Source organism: Microbulbifer sp. HZ11, from assembly GCF_000708675.1.
Classification (GTDB): Bacteria; Pseudomonadota; Gammaproteobacteria; order Pseudomonadales; family Cellvibrionaceae; genus Microbulbifer.
This window is the reverse complement of record NZ_JELR01000002.1, coordinates 1,924,031-1,940,913: the sequence shown is the minus strand read 5'-3', so window position 1 is coordinate 1,940,913 and position 16,883 is coordinate 1,924,031. Positions and strand designations below refer to the sequence as shown.

The window sequence follows — 16,883 nt, the reverse complement described above, 5'->3', positions numbered from 1 at the left end:
GCAAGTGCTTTTTGCAGACTTCTTTGAAGCGCGAAACCGTTATAAATCAACGCTTTCCGGCCTCTCGACCACCGCTCTGGGTGACCGTTGAAGTGGCGCGCATTATAGCGGCCTCCTCCACCTTGGCAAGCGCTTTTTGAAATTCTTTTTTAGAGAAAACTCTTTGAAAATCAATCAGTTACTTTGCCGCCTCAGCACGCTTCGGGATACCCCTGCAGCGGTGAGGGCGCGAACTATACGAGTCTGCCGGAGACCATGCAAGCACTTTCATGACAAAACTGTAAAAAAGATTTTTTGCATTCCTCTACCGACGGATTTATTCAGCTCGCGGTGTAAAACAGGTGATATTTCTTTTTACCCAGACGGACGATGTAATACCTGTCATGGAGCGCCTGCGCGGCCGCGAACACTTCCGCCGGCTGACTATTACACTCCAGGCCAACCCCCTTGCCGTTGACCAGTACCGCACTGCGCCCGAGCGCATCTTTCACTGGCTTGCCGGATGGCGCCATGCCTGCGTCAACCAACAGCTGAATCAGGCTCTGGTCACCGTAAACTGCTGGCAGCGCTGAACTCGGCAAACCGTCCAGGCGCAACTGCTCAAGATCCCCCTCGGACAGATCTTCAATTCCACCGGAGAACAATGCTTGTGAAATTCGCTCTGCTGCAGCCAGCCCTTCATCGCCATGCACAAGGCGTGTGACTTCTTTTGCCAGAACCCCCTGGGCTTCCGGCTTCCCGGCGCGCTCGGCATCCGCCTGCTCCAGCGCATCAATCTCATCGACACTGAGAAATGTGAAGTACTTAAGGAATTTGTACACATCCGCATCGGCGGTATTCAACCAAAACTGATAGAAGGCGTAGGGCGAGGTCCGCTTCGGGTCCAGCCAGATAGTTCCGCTCTCGGTTTTACCGAATTTGGTGCCATCCGCTTTGGTAACCAACGGCAGGGTCAGGCCAAACACCTTGCCACGATGCTGACGGCGGGTCAGGTCAACGCCACCAGTGATGTTACCCCACTGGTCAGAGCCGCCGATCTGCAGGGTACATTCGTGGCGCTTGTACAACTCGGAGAAGTCCATGGACTGCAGCAATATGTAGGCGAACTCCGTAAAGGAGATCCCCTCACCTTCGCGCTGAATCCGCTGCTTCACAGACTCCTTGTTCACCATGTTGTTGACCGAAAAATGCTTACCGACATCCCGCAGGAAGTCGAGCACATTCAGGTCCCGGGTCCAATCGAGGTTATTTGCGACTAGGGCGCTGTTATCACCAGCATCGAAGTCTACAAACGCGCTGACCTGCGCTTTGATCTTTTCCACCCAACTGGAAACGACGTCGGGTGTATTCAGGGAGCGCTCCTGTGCTTTGAAGGAAGGGTCGCCAATAAGGCCGGTTGCGCCGCCAACCAACGCAATCGGCCGATGTCCTGCCGCCTGAAACCTCTTGAGTGTCAGCAGCGGGACTAGACTGCCTATATGTAGGGAATCTGCCGTTGGGTCAAAGCCGCAATAGAGAGTGCGACTTGCTTCTGCCAGATGCTGTTCCAGTTCGCCGTCGCCGGTGGCCTGATTGACCAACCCGCGGCGGGTGAGATCGTCCAGCAGTGTCGCATCCACTACGGCCATGGTATCCCCTTGCGGTAAATTGATATTGAGCTTTGGATTGCCGCGGAAGAGGGTTCCAGCGGCGAAAAATCGGGCTGCAAATGTACCGAATCCTGCGGTAAATACAAGCGGAGGCGGGGCCCAGACACAATCGAGCGGCGCAGCAAGGAAGGGTTTACCAAGCCTGCCGCCACACCAGTTAACGCGTCGACTTTCTCCCGCGAGCGAGGAACCGAATCATGGACAGACAGGTCAATTACTCCGTGAACCACGGCGGTAATTTTGTTATAAAGTCGCCCCTGTGTTCGTTTTTTAGGCGGCAGCTTGCGCGCCATCGATCCCAGACCCAGAACTACACAACAATCACAGTCAGCGCTACTTCTATATAGAATCATGCAAAATCGACGCAAGAACCCGCGCCTACTGGGCGCCATGGGCAGGTATTTCCCGCGTACTCACGCCTTGGCGGCTGGAGTGGCAAGTTTCGCACTGGCTCTGGCACTGTTTGTCTCCCCGCCGGAAGTGGAAGCCAAGCGCACCGCGCTCCCGGTCACCTTGAGCCTGCCAGAATCCTCCGAACAGCCCCTGCCGGCGGCACCTGCCGAGACAGTAGCCGCGCCATCCGAGAGCCCTAGCGTGATGGAGGGGCTGCGCGTAGTTCAGGAGACTGTACGCAACGGCGACACACTTTCCGACCTATTCCAGCGCGCCGGTATAAGTAGCGCCGAAATGTATCAGCTGCTTGCCAGTGGCAAAGAGGCCAAACAGCTGGCCAAGCTGGTACCAGGGGAAGAGCTCACCTTTCAAATCGATGGCGACGGCAGCCTGCAAACCCTCGAACTCCACCGCGACCGCCTGAGCAAGGTCGAGTTCAGTCGCGACAGCTCCGATGAGTACAAGTACGCACTCCACCAGCGCGATCCAGAGCGCTACACCGCATTTCGCCAGGCGGAGATTCAGAGTTCCCTGTTTGTTGACGGCAGCAAGGCGGGCCTGAGCAACAACCTGATAATGGAGATGGCCGACATTTTCGGTTCGGATATCGATTTCGCACTGGATATTCGCAAGGGCGACAAGTTCAGCGTGATATTTGATGAGGAATTTCTCGACGGTGAAAAGATCGGTAACGGCGCCATCCAGGCAGTGACCTTCACCAATCAGGGGAAAACCTTCAGCGCGGTGCGCTATATCGACAGCAACGGCGATATCAATTACTACACGCCAGATGGCAAGAGCATGCGCAAGGCGTTTATCCGCACCCCTGTGGATATTGGCCGGATCAGCTCTCATTTCAATCCACGCCGCCTACACCCGATTTTCAAGACCCGACGCCCGCACAACGGCACCGATTACGCAGCTCCTCGAGGCACCCCGGTTTATTCCGCCGGTGACGGCCGTGTGATCAAGGCGGGCTACAGCAAGGCCAACGGCAATTATGTATTTATCCAGCACGGCGAGCGCTACATTACCCGCTACCTGCATCTGCACAAGCGCGCGGTCAAGCGTGGACAACGGGTCAAGCAGCGCCAGGTGATCGGCACCGTGGGCTCCACCGGTTACGCTACCGGACCGCACTTGCACTATGAATTCCTTGTAGATGGTCATCACCGCAATCCGGCCACTATCGTGCGCAAGCTACCCAAAGCCAAAGCGGTGGCCGCTGCAGAAATGGATCGTTTCCTGGCACAGACTCAACCCCTGATCGCCCAGCTCGAGCGCTTTGAGCAGCCCGCGCTGGCACAGACCGACGAAGAAAAGGACTCCGTAAACTGAATGACGGACCTTTATATTGGCCTGATGTCCGGCACCAGCGTCGACTGTATCGATGCGGTGCTGGTGGAATTTACCCAGGCCGGAGACGGCCTGCAGTGCAATACCCGCGCCGCGATTGGGCATCCGATTTCCGCAGAAATGCGCGAAGCGATTCTGGCACTCTGCGCACCGGGCCCTTCGGAGCTGGACCGCGCCGGCCAGCTGGATCGGCAACTGGGTGAGGAGTTTGCCGCCGCGACCCTCGAGGTGCTGCGCGAAGCCAACGTCAAACCGGAGGCGGTGCGCGCCATTGGCAGCCACGGCCAGACCGTGCGTCACCGTCCGCCGGGCTCAGTCTCTACTCCATTCTCCCTCCAACTCGGTGATCCCAACACAATCGCAGCCATTACCGGAATCACGACCGTCGCGGATTTCCGCCGTCGCGATATGGCCCTCGGCGGACAGGGTGCTCCGCTGATGCCCGCATTTCACAATGCCGTGTTCCGCACCGATCGCGACCGAGCGGTGGTAAATATTGGCGGAATGGCGAATATCACCGAATTGGCCGCAGCAGGCGGCGTACGGGGATACGATACGGGGCCGGGAAATGCACTATTGGATTACTGGGTAAAGCTGCACAAGGGTGAAGCCTACGACGCCGATGGCGCCTGGGCCGCAAGCGGCAACCCTCAGCCGGAGCTGCTCAATCGCCTGCTGAACGATCCCTTTTTTGCCGCGCCTGCCCCGAAGAGCACCGGCCGGGAGGCTTTCAACCCAAGCTGGCTGGAACGCGCCAGCGCCGGCCTCGAAGTAACTCCAGCGGATGTTCAGGCCACGCTCGCGGAAGTGACAGCGGCAACTATCGCCAACGGTGTGCACGAATTTGCCCGCGGCGGTGAACTGCTGGTCTGTGGCGGGGGAGCACGCAATAGTGACCTCATGGATCGAATACGCCGGCGGCTACCCACCTGGACGGTATCACCAACGGATCACTACGGAATTGACGCGGACTGGGTGGAGGGAGCCGGCTTCGCCTGGCTGGCACACCAGACCATACAGGGCCTCACGGGGAACTGCCCCGCTGTGACCGGGGCAGCCAAAGAAACGATTCTCGGGGGTATATTCCCGGCCTGAGTAGCCTGGGAAGGGGTAACCGGCGATGACCTCAAATGGAAAAAGAGGAGCCGCAGCCACAGGTGGATGATGCATTCGGATTCTGCACGACAAAGCGGGAACCGGACAGCCCCTCTTCGTAATCCACGCTGGCCCCCACCAGATACGGGTAGCTCATGGCGTCGACCAGTACCTGAATCCCGTCTTTCTCGACGATCGCGTCGTCTTCCGCCACCAGCTCGTCAAAGGTAAAACCGTACTGGAAGCCAGAACAGCCGCCACCGGTCACAAATACCCGTAGCTTCAGTTCCGGATTGCCTTCCTCTTCCAGCAGCCCCTTGACCTTGGCAACGGCCTGCTCGGTCACCTGGATAGGTTCGGGTGAAAAGGAAACAGCTTCAGACATAGACTTTCTCGACACAGTTTGCAGCACCTACCCTATTGTGGGCGCTGACGGAGCGCATTATGGATAAAACCCAGCAAATGGGTCAAGTATTGTCCCAATTCCCGGGCTTCACCAGCAGGGCCGCTCAGGTCACTCTGCGTCAGTAATCACTTCGTCCGAATTGTAACCCAGCATGCGGGTCTCGCCGGCAGTGTCCACTTCGACGTTGGATACCAGAGAGCCATTCACCTGGGCACCCTTGACCATTTCAATCAGTTTGTAATGCACGTTGCCCTCTACCATTGCCTTGGAGGCCAGCTCCAGATGACCACTGGCATGGACATCGCCTTTCACGTTGCCGTTGACCACTACGTTGGGAACTCGGATTTCACCCTCGATGGTGCCGCCATCCACGATCTGCAGGCGCGCGTCGGTGTCACTGTGCGCACTGATATTGCCCTTCACCTTGCCTTCAACCACCAGGTTGCCGCGAAAATGCAGGTCGCCGGTCACCTCAGTGTGACGGGCGATCAGAGTTGTGCTGTTGCCACCAGTGCTAGCCATAGTTTTCTCTTTCTTTTTCAACATAATTCAACCGAAACCTCATGAATTGGATGGAGGCTGGTACCTCCACCAGCGCCAGAGCGCCATCAGCAAATCAACTTTGCTGCACCAGCCAGCCATAGCGCTGATCAATACTGAAACCTTTGCGCTTACTGGATTTGAGCGACAATTCCACACCTTCCGGCACAAAGCCCTCCGGCAACTGTAGCTCTCCCTCAATGTTCTGGAAATATTTGAATCGCAGCGGAATCGATTCGCTTTCCACTTGCGGTGAAAGATCTGCCAGGGCGTAGCGCCGGGCTTCCCCTCCCACCTGTCCGACAATGGTGAAACGCACCGCCCCGGTGACCAACTGGTGGCGGGCAGCGGACTGCTGAACCAGCAGCTTATACTGATAGCGACGATCACCGGATTCAGAGATGCTGAAGCGGCCGATGGACACTCCGTCACTCCCCTCAGTGGGAGCCATGATGCCGCGATAGAACGAAATTTCCTGCCGCAGCTCCGCGATCTGGTTATCTTTCGCCACCAACTCAGCGCGCACCGATTCACTGGCCTGTTCACCGATGGCTACCGACTGCTCCGCGGTTGTGGCGCGCACGCGCAGGGTCTCATTTTCCGCACGCAGGCGATCCACCTCGTCGAGCACCCGAGCATGGGCCCGGGTCTTTTCATCCAGGCTTTTGCTCAGCTGATACTGGCCGGCGAAGAACGCGCCTGCACTGGTGGACAACACCAGCAGGCTCACCCCCAGCGCGGAAAAAACGCCGTGGATGGGCCGGTGAGGCACAACCTTCATGCGGTACTGCTTGCTGCCTTTAACTTTGCGGGCCATGGGTTCTATTCGTGTTTTCGCTATGTAGTATTCGCTGCTGTCGCGTGTTTTATTGTTTGTGCTCTGCCTTTGATTCTAAGGCAGCAGTGCCGGGCTCTCTAGCCCCTGGTTCTCATTTAAGCCAAACATGATATTCATGTTCTGAATCGCCTGTGCTGACGCCCCCTTGGCCAGGTTATCGATGACCGACAGCACCACCACGGTATCGCGCCCTTGAGGACGCATTACCGACACGCGGCACACATTGGTCCCCTTTACACTGCGGGTCTGCGGGTGACTGCCGGCAGGCATCACATCGACAAACGGCTCGGCAGCGTAGCGCTGCTCAAACTGTGCCTGCAGCGCCTCCTGCGCGGAAGCGGCAGCAGAGGCATCCTTGAGCCTTGCGTAAAGTGTGGCGTGAATACCCCGCACCATGGGTAACAGGTGGGGTACAAAGGTCAGCTCCACTGGACCACCCGCTGCCCGCCCGAGCCCCTGCTCGATTTCCGGCAGGTGGCGGTGCCCCGCGGCCGCATAAGCCCGGAAGCTGTCATTATTCTCCGCAAACAGAAGATCGGTTTTGCCCTGCCGGCCCGCGCCACTGGCACCGCTGGCCGCATTGGCGATCAGCCCCCTAGTCTCCACCAGCCCCTCTTCCAGTAACGGCAGGAAGCCGAGCTGGATCGCAGTGGGATAGCACCCGGGACAGGCGATCAGTTGTGCTCCGGCAATTTGCGTGCGGTTGGTTTCGGGCAATCCGTACACTGCCTCAGCCGCCAACTCGGGACAGGCATGCTGCTGTCCATACCACTTCTCCCAGGTGGGGATATCCTGTAGCCGAAAATCCGCGGAAAGGTCGATCACCCGCACTCCACGTGCGATCAGCTCGGGCACCTGAGCCTGGGCAACGCCGTGGGGGGTAGCAAAAAACACCACATCGCAGGCCGCAAGCTCCTCCACATCGGGGGCGGTGAACTTCAGGTCATAGTGACCGCGCAGGCTGGGAAACAGTTCCGCCACTGGCGTGCCCGACTCGGCTCGGGAGGTAATCGCTCTCACTTCCACCCCGTTATGGCCAGACAGCAGGCGCAACAGCTCTACACCGGTATATCCAGTTCCGCCCACAATTGCCGCTTTGATGACACTCACAACTCCGCTCCTTTCTAGCTGCCTGCGGTTTTCTATCCTTGCGGAGACGCCTGTTGTCCACTGGCACCCCCTGTATACTGAGCCGTGCACTCTACCATAAGCCAACGAGATTAAAGGATTAACCGTGCGGCGCCGAACGCAGTCGAACGCTCCTGCCAGCCCATCCCCGTCACCGCTCCATCCCCGCCGCCCGCGACTGCTGGACCGACTGCAGCTGGACCTGTCTGCGCAAAAAGCCCTATCGCTCCTGGTACTACTGGCACTGGTCATAGGAATCTGTGCAGGACTTGTGGTGATTGGCTTCCGGCAATTGAGTGAAGGGCCGGCGATTCTGTACCTGCCACGCCTGGAGGATTTCGAATCCCTGCCACCGCTTTGGCGATTCCTGCTGCCCTTCAGTGGCGCCATTCTGCTGGGACTCATTTTTCACTGGGTAACGCCTTCGGTGCGTTCGGTAGGGGTACTGCACGTGCTCGACCGGCTGCACAGCCACCAGGGCAGAATGCCGATGAAAAACGCGCTACTGCAGTTCTTCGCCGGCTCCCTGGCTCTGTTGAGCGGCCAGTCGATCGGTCGCGAAGGGCCATCGGTACACCTCGGGGCCGCCAGCGGCTCCTGGGTCGCACACCGTTTGCGATTGCCAAACAATGCATTGCGCACCCTCCTCGCCTGTGGTGTCGCTGCGGCGATTGCCGCCTCCTTCAATACCCCCCTGGCCGGCGTGATCTTCGCCATGGAGGTGGTCATGCTGGAGTACACGGTGGCCGGTTTCTTACCGGTGATGATCGCCGCGGTCAGTGGCAGCGCCGCCACCCGTCTGGCCTTTGGTCATCAGGCGGCATTCAGTGTACCCGCATCACAACTGCAATCTCTGGCGGAGCTGCCCATCCTGTTCGTGTGCGCGCTGGCGGTCGGGGCTCTCGCCGCCCTGTTTATTATCAGTCAGCGTCGGCTGCTGCCTCTGCAATTACGCTTTCACCCCCTGTTGCGCTTTGCACTCGCCGGCGCGGCCACCGGCATCCTGGCACTGTGGGTGCCGCAGATATTGGGCACCGGTTACGACACTCTGGAAATGGCCATGCTCGGGCAACTGGGTATCGCCACCCTCTCGACCATTGTGCTGGCAAAGCTCGTGGCAACGGCTCTGGCCACAGGCCTCGGCATCCCCGGCGGGGTGATTGGCCCCAGTCTGATACTCGGCGCCTGTATCGGCGGCGCCGCCGGCCATCTGGCCAATCTCTGGCTGGGGGCGGCCACTGCCAGCCCCGGGCTCTATGCCATGGTGGGGATGGCAGCCATGATGGCGGCTCTGTTGAACGCACCACTTGCTGCGCTGCTGGCCATTCTCGAGCTCACTTATAATCCGAACGTGCTGTTTCCCGCGATGATGACCATCGTGGTGGCCTGTCTGGTGAGCCGTCAACTGTTCTCGACCCAGGGAATTTACCAGGAATCCCTGCGCGCACTGGGGAAAAGCGGCACCCCGTCATGGCGAGCGCAAATGCTCAGCCGTGTGGGCGTCGCCGGCGCGATGGAGAGGGCAGTTGCTGTCGCCCCACAACAACTGGACGCAGCCCAGGCGCAGCGACTGATTGAGCAGCAGCCGGCCTGGCTGCTGGTGGAAGGGGAGAACGGCACCCAGGCCCTGCGCACCGCGGACCTGGCGAATTTTCTGCAGCGCCCAAAAAAAGAAGCCGACGGCGAAGAGGCGGAACCGGAAGACAGCGAGAAAATCGACCTGCTGAGGCTGCCGGGGGAACGCCTGCAGGTTGCCCCCTTGAGCTGGCGCGCCACCCTGCTGGAAGCGTATCAGGAGCTGGAGCAACACGGCGCAGACGCCCTGTATATCGGGCGAGATTACGATCAGGGCAACCCGGGTGTACTGAACAGCGATGTGGCGGGTATCATCCTGCCGCAGCACATAGAACATTATTATCGCCAGTGACCCTCTGCGAGGACCGCAGGCAGTAATTTGCACCACCGAATAAACCGGTTTTCCTCCGGATAAGGAGCTTCGATGCTTTGGGTAAAAGCCTTCCACATCATCTCAATGGTCTGCTGGTTTGCCGCATTGTTTTATCTGCCGCGACTGTTCGTCTATCACATCGACGCTACCGACTCGGTGAGTAAAGATCGATTCAAGATTATGGAGCGGCGTCTGTATCGGGGTATCGCCACGCCCTCCATGCTCGCCACTCTGATATTCGGTATCTGGCTGATCACCTTCAATCCCGAGTACTACAAATCCGCCGGCTGGCTGCATGCCAAACTGACCCTGGTGGTGCTGCTGATCGGCTACCACCATATCTGCGGCAGTTACGTGAAAAAGTTTGCCACCGGCACCGTCACCAAAAGCGGTCGCTATTTCCGAATTTTCAATGAGTTGCCGGTGCTGGCCCTGCTGGCCATTGTGATTCTCGCCGTGGTGAAGCCCTTCTAAACCAGTACGTCACCGGTCAATCCACCGCGACAGGGGCGCCCCAGGCCACCCGGTCGCGGTCGCCCCGGCTAGAATTAGGAAATCTGCGAGGAGTTCCCAAACGCCCATGGATACACGCCAACCGATTGTCCTCACCGTAACCCACCACGACCCCAGCGGGAGTGCCGGCATAGCGGCCGACACGGAAACTGCCGCCAGTCTCGGTTGCCATTGCGCTTCCGTGGTATCCGCAATCACCGTTGGCGACACCAGCGAACTGGCAGGTGTGGCACCGGTGGATGACAGTCTGCTGGTAGAGCAGGCCCGGGCGGTACTTGAGGACATGCCGATCGCCGCCATCAAAATCGGTTACCTGGGCTCGGTGGAGAACGTCCACGCGCTGCACAGCGTTCTGCGGGACTACCCGGATGTCCCGCTGATTATTGACCCGGATGCCACCCTCGCCGACAAGGAAAGCGTTCTCGCCCCCCCGCTGTGGAAGGCCATGACCGACCTGCTGTTGCCACTGGCCACACTGGTGGCGCCAAACCGCCGCGAAGCACGCGCCATGGCGGGCGAAGCGGACGTTCACGATGCCCAGGCTCAGGAGCTGCTGGAAACCGGTTGCCGCTACCTGCTACTGACCGGCGTACCCGCCTGTGAGCAGCAGCTGGAGAATCGGCTTTACGATGCGCGCGGCCTGGTGCGGGAATTCCGCTGGCAACGCCTGCCCCCGGCTGCTTACGGCGCCTGCGGCACCCTTACCACCGCCATTGCCTGCCATATCGCCCACGGGCTTACCATGCTCGAGGCGGTCAATCGCGGCCAGCAGTTCACCTGGAGCGCCATTGCCGGCAGTCGCCGCCTGGGGATGGGGCGGCCGGTTCCCAACCGCCTGTTCTGGACCTGTAAGGACTGAGCGCACATCACGCCCGGCCTCCGCCGCCGCAGATAAATCTGCCATCCGGTTTGCGACCGGTGGCGGTGCCGCCGATAATACCGCGCAATTTCCAATCCCGAATTCCCTTCACCCTCTCAAATCCGGTGTCCGTATCTCTATGAGCAAATCCGAATCCCTTTTTGCCGAAGCCCAGAAAGTCATCCCCGGCGGCGTCAATTCGCCGGTGCGCGCCTTCCGCGCGGTGGGCGGCACTCCGGTGTTTATCGAGCGCGCCGAGGGCGCCTACCTGTACGATGCCGACGAAAAACGCTACATCGATTACGTGCAGTCCTGGGGCCCGATGGTGCTGGGCCACGCGCACCCCGATGTGATTGATGCCGTTGTCGAACAGGCCCAGTCCGGTCTGAGTTTCGGCGCCCCCACCGAACTGGAAACCGAGCTGGCGGAAGAGCTGTGCCGCCTATGGCCGGACATGGACCTGGTGCGCTTCGTCAACTCCGGTACCGAGGCCACTATGAGCGCCATTCGCCTGGCCCGCGGCCACACCGGGCGCGACAAGATCGTGAAGTTTGAAGGTTGCTACCACGGCCACTCCGACTCGCTGCTGGTCAAAGCCGGCTCCGGCGCCCTCACCATGGGTGTGCCGTCTTCCCCCGGTGTCCCAGCAGCACTTGCCGACCACACCATCACCCTCACCTACAACGATATCGAGGGCGTGAAAAAGTGTTTCGCCGAAATTGGCGACCAGATTGCCTGCATCATCGTCGAGCCGGTGGCGGGCAACATGAACTGCATTCCGCCGCTGCCGGGCTTTCTGGAAACCCTGCGCGAGGTCTGCGACCAGTCCGGCGCGGTGCTGATTCTGGACGAGGTGATGACCGGTTTCCGCGTCAGCCTGACCGGTGCCCAGGGCCACTACGGTATCGAAGCCGACATCACCACCCTCGGCAAGGTGATCGGTGGCGGTATGCCGGTGGGCGCCTTCGGTGGCAAACGTGAAATCATGGAAAAGATTGCCCCGCTGGGGCCGGTGTATCAGGCGGGCACCCTGTCCGGGAACCCGATGGCCATGGTGGCGGGCCTCGAGACCTTGCAACTGATCCAGGAGGAGGGTCTCTACGACGCACTGAGCGCAAAAACCGACCGCCTGGTAGACGGCGTTCTGACCGCGGCCAGGGATGCCGGCATCCCGCTTACTGCAAACAAGGTCGGCAGCATGTTCGGGTTCTTCTTCACCGACGCAGAGCAGGTAAGCAATTACCAGCAGGTCATGGCCTGTAACACCGAGCGTTTCAACCGCTTCTTCCACGGTATGCTGGAAGAGGGCGTGTACCTGGCTCCGGCTTCCTACGAAGCCGGGTTTATGTCCGCCGCCCACAGCGATGAGGATATCGACAACACCATTGCCGCCGCGCGACGGGTGTTCGCCCGCCTCGACTGAACGCACTGCAACTCCGCCACCGGACTCCAGCGGTGGCGGTCAATCTAGGATCCCCCCCACAGGCCCCCATTGCGCCCGATCCTTACCTGGCTGAAAATGTATACATTTTTAGCCGGGTATACATTTTATGGAGCAGGTCGCACAGCGTTCTCTCAGTAGCGATACCACCCTGTCTGCCATCAGTGCGGGCTTTGCCGCGGTGCTGGTGGGTTTTGCCAGCTCGGTTGCGATCGTGCTGCAGGCAGCGGACGCCGCCGGCGCCAGTGAGGCGCAAATGGTCTCGTGGATCGGGGCCCTCGGCCTCGGCATGGGCCTCACCTGCATCGGCTTTTCCTGGTACTACCGCGCGCCGGTGGTTACCGCCTGGTCCACCCCCGGGGCCGCACTGCTGATCACCAGCCTGCACGGGGTTTCCCTGCCCGAAGCAGTCGGAGCTTTCCTGTTCAGCGCCCTGCTCACCCTGGTTCTGGGAGTCTCCGGCGCTTTCGAGCGGATTGCGGCGCGGGTGCCACTACCCCTGGCCAGTGCCATGCTCGCGGGCATTCTGCTGCAGTTTGGGCTCTCGATCTTCACCTCCCTACAGACCAGCCCCACACTGGTGGGCGCGATGCTGTTAACTTACCTGCTGGGGCGGCGCTGGCTGCCGCGCTACTGTATCCCGCTGGTGCTGGGGGTAGGCTTTGGCGCCAGCTGGCTGCTCGGGGCAGTCCACACAGAGCAGCTGGCCTGGTCCGTTGGCCGGCTGCAGTGGGTGGCGCCCGCGTTCAACCCGGCGGTACTGCTGGGTGTGGGCCTGCCGCTGTTTATCGTCACCATGACCTCACAGAACCTGCCTGGGGCTGCGATACTGCGCGCCAGCGGCTACGGCAAAGTGCCGATTTCGCCGGTGGTGGGCGGCACCGGGCTGGCCGGCCTCGCGCTGGCCCCTTTTGGCGGCTTTGCGTTTAACTTTGCGGCCATTTCCGCTGCTATATGCACGGGCCCTGAGGCCCACCCCGACCCCACACGGCGCTATATCGCCGGTATCGCCGCAGGTGTGTTTTATCTGCTGACGGGGCTGTTTGGGGCCAGCCTGGTGATGCTGTTTAAAGCGCTCCCCGAGGCCATGATTGCCGGCGTCGCCGGGCTGGCGCTGATCGGTGTGATCGGGACCAGCCTCGCCGGTGCCACCGCCGAGGCCGACAGCCGCGAGGCCGCACTCATCACATTACTGATCACCGCCTCCGGGGTCAGCTTTTTTGGGATCGGCTCGGCTTTCTGGGGACTCACAGCGGGTCTGGCCTGCCACGGGCTGCTGCAACGGAGGTGATAATGGATCTCTACCACCAACTCAAGCTGGACCTGCAACGGGGACACTTTGCCCCGGGAACTCCTCTAAAGCAGGCTGAAATCGCCAAGCGCTACGGCGTCAGCCGCATTCCGGTGCGGGACGCCCTGGCGCGACTGAAAGCCGAGGGCTGGCTGTGCACTCACGGCAAACGGGGCCTGGCCGTGCCGGCTCTCGCACCCCAGGAAGCGGAAGACCTCTATCTGATGCGTATGCATCTGGAGCCACTGCTGCTAGAGCGCGCAGCACCAAACCTCAACGGCGAGATCATCGGGCGGGCGCGGGATATTCTCGATGCGATGGATAAGAACCCGGTGCTGGACGCGTCAGCCCTTGGCCAGCACAACTGGCAGTTCCACACCACCCTGTACCGGGCCGCCGAGAGGCCCGCGCTATTCCACACTGTTGAACAACTGCAGCGACAGTGCGAGCGCTACATTGGCTATCAGAATCGTACGCTCGACTATCAGAGCACCAGCCAGGAAGAGCATCACCGGCTGCTGGATCTTCTGCAACAGGGCGATTGTGCACCGGCGTGTGCACTGCTCGAGCAACATATCGCTGCCGCAGGGCGCCTGCTGGTGCAGCACCTGAGCGATCGGCAGGGGTAAAACCCGCGCTCCGGGGTTTGCTATCATGCGCGCCTGTCGAGCAGGCGCTCACCGAACCGTAGCCTGCCCATCCAATTTTCGGAGTGCCCACACCATGAGTTTCACTTCCCATCGCGGCCCATTCCCCCATTCCCGGCCACGCCGCCTGCGCGCCAGTGAGTTCTCCCGCCGCCTGGTGCGGGAAAATCGCCTGAGCACCGACGACCTGATCCTGCCGCTATTTGTGATTGAAGGCCGTAGTGAAATCCAGCAGGTCGCCTCTATGCCGGGGGTGGAACGGCTCACCGTGGACCTGCTCACCGCCAAGGTCAAAGAGCTGGTGAAGCTGGGTATTCCCGCGGTGGCGCTGTTCCCTGTGGTAGACCCGTCGGCAAAATCTGACGACGCACGTGCCGCCTACGACAAGGACGGATTGGCCCAACGCGCGGTGCGCGCGCTCAAAGATACCGCCCCGGAGCTCGGCGTCATCACCGACGTAGCCCTGGACCCGTTCACCAGTCACGGCCAGGACGGGCTGATGAACGACGCCGGCTACATCGTCAATGACGACACGGTGGAAGTGCTGGTGCAGCAGGCGCTGTCCCATGCGGAAGCGGGCGCCGATGTGGTGGCACCCTCCGACATGATGGACGGGCGCATCGGTGCGGTACGCGCCGCGCTGGAACGCGATGGTCATGTGAATACCCAGATCATGTCCTACGCCGCCAAGTACGCATCAAGCTATTACGGACCGTTTCGCGATGCGGTGGGTTCTGCGGGCAACCTAAAAGGCGCCAACAAGTTCAGCTACCAGATGGATCCTGCCAATGGTGAGGAGGCCCTGCACGAGTGCGCACTGGATCTGGCGGAAGGGGCAGACATGATCATGGTGAAGCCCGGGATGCCCTACCTGGACGTGGTCAGGCGGGTCAAAGACGAACTGAAGGTCCCCACCTTTGCCTACCAGGTGAGCGGAGAGTACGCCATGCACTGTGCGGCATTTGAGAACGGATGGCTCAACCGAGAGGGAGTCATTCTCGAATCCCTGCTCGCGTTCAAGCGCGCCGGGGCTGACGGAGTGCTGACCTACTTTGCGGAAGAAGCCGCGAAATTACTACAGCGCTGACGGGCTGAAGTGACAGAGGGCCGCCCGGTGCGGCGCCCTTCTCGCTGCAGCTGCCCCGTTTTCGGCGGATCAGATCAATCCAAGCGCTGCACAGCGGGAAACCAGCTGACCGGAGTTGCGGCAGCCGGCCTTGCGCAGAATGCTTTTACGGTGATTTTTTACCGTGTGGATGGAGATGTGCAATCGCTCGGCGATTTCCGCGCTGGTTGCTCCGGCGGCAACCTGCTCAAGCACCTGGCGCTCACGGCGACTGAAAGGCGCTCCACCACCGGACACCACCGTGTCAACGCGAGCCTCCACCGACGCCACTTCAACCTCAGCAGCATCAACCGTCACCGGCTGTCGCTTCTGCACCTGCGGTAACTCACTTTCAGCTTCCGCAGCCTTCAGTAGCGCCGCACCCAGTCCTGCCCCCAACATGACTCCCCCATTCAACAGTACCCGGAAGCCCGCTTTCGAATCCGGCTTCCCGCGTTCAACACCCCCCGGGGTCGGTCTTGGCCAGTTAGCCCCACCCCACTGGGGTGGCTCCCGGGGATCAACGGAGCCAATGTAGCCAGTAGCGCGGCGCAAGGTCTTTGAAAGCTTGTGAATACTTGTGAAAGCCAGTGATAGCAGGAAATTCAGGGGCTCGGGACAAGAGAGGAAGAGAGGGGACACCCCAGAAAAGTCCCTGCCGAGGGGCTGTTCTGGCAGTCGTCTGAACCAATCAGGGGGGGCTGGAAGAAGCCGGGGACGACGCATTCTCAAACAGAGGCAGCACCATCCTGTAGAGCTCCTCTGGCGTCACTGCCACTCCGTTACCACCCCGTTGCACAACCAGCTGGCGCTGGGTTTCCGACGGCATGATGGTGTACAGGAAATAGGGGGTACGGTCACGCTTGCTGCGAATGCGCTCCATCAATTTGAAGCCCGCCAGGGGCTCGCCACCGCGCCCCATATCCGAGATCACCGCATCATAGCGGTACATGGACAGTAGGGTCATGGCATCTTCGGTATTGGTCGCCAGGTAAATCGCGATATTTTTCGATTCGAAGTGGCTGCGCTCACTGAGATTGTTATCCGGGTTGTCATCCACCCACAGGATGCGCCCGCGCACCCCCGGAGCCTCGCCGATGACCAGCGGAGCCCCGTCTCCGGGAATACGCCGTGCGGTTACCATGGAAACTACCAACCCAGTCACCACCACCGCCACGGCCACCGCCGAAAACAACCGCCAGAAACTGCGATCGCGGGTGTGCGAGAGCGGGTCCGGGGTATGTGCCGGGTCACTTCCCGGGGCGGTATCACGAGGGGGGAAGGAGTCAACCGAGTGTGGGTGAGTAGAGCCGGGGCTTACCGCAGACTCCGTCGCAGGTTCGACCCGCTGCAGCTTTTCTGCGACCTCGGGCGAGAGCCGGTAGCCGCGCCCATGCTGGGTCTGGATCAGCTCACCGGCATAGCCCAGCTCGCGAAACTGCTTGCGTGTATCAGAAACCAGCCGCCCCAGCGACCACTGGGAAACCACGGTGTTGGGCCAAAGCTGATCCAGTAGGGATTGACGGGTGACGCACTCCGGGTAGGCGGCAATCAGCAGCCCCAGCAATTGCAGCTGACGGGCATCAGAATCTACAACCTGGGCATTTGCCGCCAGGCGCAGGTGCGTCATATCCAGAAAAAAGCTGTCGAATCGATACTGCATCGTCTGACCGA

16 protein-coding genes are annotated in these 16,883 nt (G+C 60.5%); 9 read left to right on the top strand and 7 right to left on the bottom strand.

Annotated elements, in window-relative coordinates:
* Positions 1–320 precede the first annotated feature (320 nt).
* Entirely contained in the window at positions 321–1,628 is a 1,308-nt protein-coding gene (tyrS, locus tag AU11_RS15830) for a tyrosine--tRNA ligase (RefSeq protein WP_043320220.1), read from the bottom strand.
* A 453-nt stretch (positions 1,629–2,081) separates the two neighbouring features.
* Here tyrS and AU11_RS15825 point away from each other — a divergent pair, with 453 nt between their 5' ends.
* Complete coding sequence (locus AU11_RS15825; protein WP_231492003.1) at positions 2,082–3,380, top strand: peptidoglycan DD-metalloendopeptidase family protein; 1,299 nt, start codon at positions 2,082–2,084, stop codon at positions 3,378–3,380.
* A complete protein-coding gene (locus AU11_RS15820) occupies positions 3,381–4,493 on the top strand; it encodes an anhydro-N-acetylmuramic acid kinase (protein ID WP_043320218.1) in 1,113 nt (370 codons plus the stop codon).
* A gap of 31 nt (positions 4,494–4,524) precedes the next feature.
* On the opposite strand, the gene erpA is transcribed toward AU11_RS15820, so the two are convergent.
* The 4 genes from erpA to argC all read right to left on the bottom strand — a co-directional run bounded on the left by erpA (position 4,525) and on the right by argC (position 7,387).
* A complete protein-coding gene (gene erpA, locus AU11_RS15815; protein ID WP_043320216.1) occupies positions 4,525–4,878 on the bottom strand; it encodes an iron-sulfur cluster insertion protein ErpA in 354 nt (117 codons plus the stop codon).
* A 129-nt stretch (positions 4,879–5,007) separates the two neighbouring features.
* On the bottom strand, positions 5,008–5,421 hold the full coding sequence (locus tag AU11_RS15810; RefSeq protein ID WP_231492000.1) for a polymer-forming cytoskeletal protein: 414 nt from the start codon (positions 5,419–5,421) through the stop codon (positions 5,008–5,010).
* Between the two features lie 94 nt (positions 5,422–5,515).
* Positions 5,516–6,256 (bottom strand): DUF6776 family protein, encoded by a 741-nt coding sequence (locus tag AU11_RS15805; protein ID WP_043320214.1) that lies wholly within the window; start codon positions 6,254–6,256, stop codon positions 5,516–5,518.
* Positions 6,257–6,331: 75 nt separating this feature from the next.
* On the bottom strand, positions 6,332–7,387 hold the full coding sequence (argC, locus tag AU11_RS15800; protein ID WP_043320211.1) for an N-acetyl-gamma-glutamyl-phosphate reductase: 1,056 nt from the start codon (positions 7,385–7,387) through the stop codon (positions 6,332–6,334).
* A gap of 124 nt (positions 7,388–7,511) precedes the next feature.
* On the opposite strand from argC, the gene AU11_RS15795 reads away from it, so the two are divergent.
* From AU11_RS15795 to hemB, 7 genes are all read left to right on the top strand, one after another.
* Positions 7,512–9,332, top strand: coding sequence for a chloride channel protein (locus tag AU11_RS15795; RefSeq protein ID WP_051687315.1), 1,821 nt, complete (start codon positions 7,512–7,514; stop codon positions 9,330–9,332).
* 72 nt (positions 9,333–9,404) lie between these two features.
* Positions 9,405–9,827 carry a protoporphyrinogen oxidase HemJ gene (gene hemJ, locus AU11_RS15790; protein WP_043320210.1) on the top strand — a complete coding sequence of 141 codons (423 nt, stop codon included), beginning with the start codon at positions 9,405–9,407 and terminating at the stop codon, positions 9,825–9,827.
* A gap of 106 nt (positions 9,828–9,933) precedes the next feature.
* Entirely contained in the window at positions 9,934–10,725 is a 792-nt protein-coding gene (locus AU11_RS15785) for a hydroxymethylpyrimidine/phosphomethylpyrimidine kinase (RefSeq protein WP_043320209.1), read from the top strand.
* 139 nt (positions 10,726–10,864) lie between these two features.
* Positions 10,865–12,148, top strand: coding sequence for a glutamate-1-semialdehyde 2,1-aminomutase (gene hemL / locus AU11_RS15780; protein ID WP_043320208.1), 1,284 nt, complete (start codon positions 10,865–10,867; stop codon positions 12,146–12,148).
* A gap of 127 nt (positions 12,149–12,275) precedes the next feature.
* The gene (locus AU11_RS15775) at positions 12,276–13,457 is read left to right on the top strand and encodes a benzoate/H(+) symporter BenE family transporter (RefSeq protein ID WP_043320207.1); all 1,182 of its coding nucleotides are present in this window, start codon (positions 12,276–12,278) and stop codon (positions 13,455–13,457) included.
* Positions 13,458–13,459: 2 nt separating this feature from the next.
* Positions 13,460–14,086: a GntR family transcriptional regulator gene (locus AU11_RS15770; protein WP_043320206.1), complete on the top strand. Its 627-nt coding sequence runs from the start codon at positions 13,460–13,462 to the stop codon at positions 14,084–14,086.
* 94 nt (positions 14,087–14,180) lie between these two features.
* Positions 14,181–15,191, top strand: a complete 1,011-nt coding sequence (gene hemB / locus AU11_RS15765) for a porphobilinogen synthase (RefSeq protein ID WP_043320205.1) — start codon at positions 14,181–14,183, stop codon at positions 15,189–15,191.
* A 69-nt stretch (positions 15,192–15,260) separates the two neighbouring features.
* Here the strand turns inward: hemB and AU11_RS18505 are convergent, their stop codons facing one another.
* Both AU11_RS18505 and AU11_RS17890 read right to left on the bottom strand, forming a co-directional pair.
* Entirely contained in the window at positions 15,261–15,611 is a 351-nt protein-coding gene (locus AU11_RS18505) for a response regulator transcription factor (RefSeq protein WP_051687314.1), read from the bottom strand.
* Between the two features lie 289 nt (positions 15,612–15,900).
* On the bottom strand, positions 15,901–16,872 hold the full coding sequence (locus tag AU11_RS17890; RefSeq protein ID WP_051687313.1) for a winged helix-turn-helix domain-containing protein: 972 nt from the start codon (positions 16,870–16,872) through the stop codon (positions 15,901–15,903).
* Between the last annotated feature and the right edge of the window lie 11 nt (positions 16,873–16,883).

What these genes read in the sequence shown, in the direction of transcription:
- tyrS (WP_043320220.1), bottom strand. Translation starts at nt 1,628, where the DNA reads ATGGCCGTAGTGGATGCGACACTGCTGGACGATCTCACCCGCCGCGGG.
- AU11_RS15820 (WP_043320218.1), top strand. Translation starts at nt 3,381, where the DNA reads ATGACGGACCTTTATATTGGCCTGATGTCCGGCACCAGCGTCGACTGT.
- erpA (WP_043320216.1), bottom strand. Translation starts at nt 4,878, where the DNA reads ATGTCTGAAGCTGTTTCCTTTTCACCCGAACCTATCCAGGTGACCGAG.
- AU11_RS15810 (WP_231492000.1), bottom strand. Translation starts at nt 5,421, where the DNA reads ATGGCTAGCACTGGTGGCAACAGCACAACTCTGATCGCCCGTCACACT.
- AU11_RS15805 (WP_043320214.1), bottom strand. Translation starts at nt 6,256, where the DNA reads ATGGCCCGCAAAGTTAAAGGCAGCAAGCAGTACCGCATGAAGGTTGTG.
- hemJ (WP_043320210.1), top strand. Translation starts at nt 9,405, where the DNA reads ATGCTTTGGGTAAAAGCCTTCCACATCATCTCAATGGTCTGCTGGTTT.
- AU11_RS15785 (WP_043320209.1), top strand. Translation starts at nt 9,934, where the DNA reads ATGGATACACGCCAACCGATTGTCCTCACCGTAACCCACCACGACCCC.
- hemL (WP_043320208.1), top strand. Translation starts at nt 10,865, where the DNA reads ATGAGCAAATCCGAATCCCTTTTTGCCGAAGCCCAGAAAGTCATCCCC.
- AU11_RS15775 (WP_043320207.1), top strand. Translation starts at nt 12,276, where the DNA reads ATGGAGCAGGTCGCACAGCGTTCTCTCAGTAGCGATACCACCCTGTCT.
- AU11_RS15770 (WP_043320206.1), top strand. Translation starts at nt 13,460, where the DNA reads ATGGATCTCTACCACCAACTCAAGCTGGACCTGCAACGGGGACACTTT.
- hemB (WP_043320205.1), top strand. Translation starts at nt 14,181, where the DNA reads ATGAGTTTCACTTCCCATCGCGGCCCATTCCCCCATTCCCGGCCACGC.
- AU11_RS18505 (WP_051687314.1), bottom strand. Translation starts at nt 15,611, where the DNA reads ATGTTGGGGGCAGGACTGGGTGCGGCGCTACTGAAGGCTGCGGAAGCT.
- AU11_RS17890 (WP_051687313.1), bottom strand. Translation starts at nt 16,872, where the DNA reads ATGCAGTATCGATTCGACAGCTTTTTTCTGGATATGACGCACCTGCGC.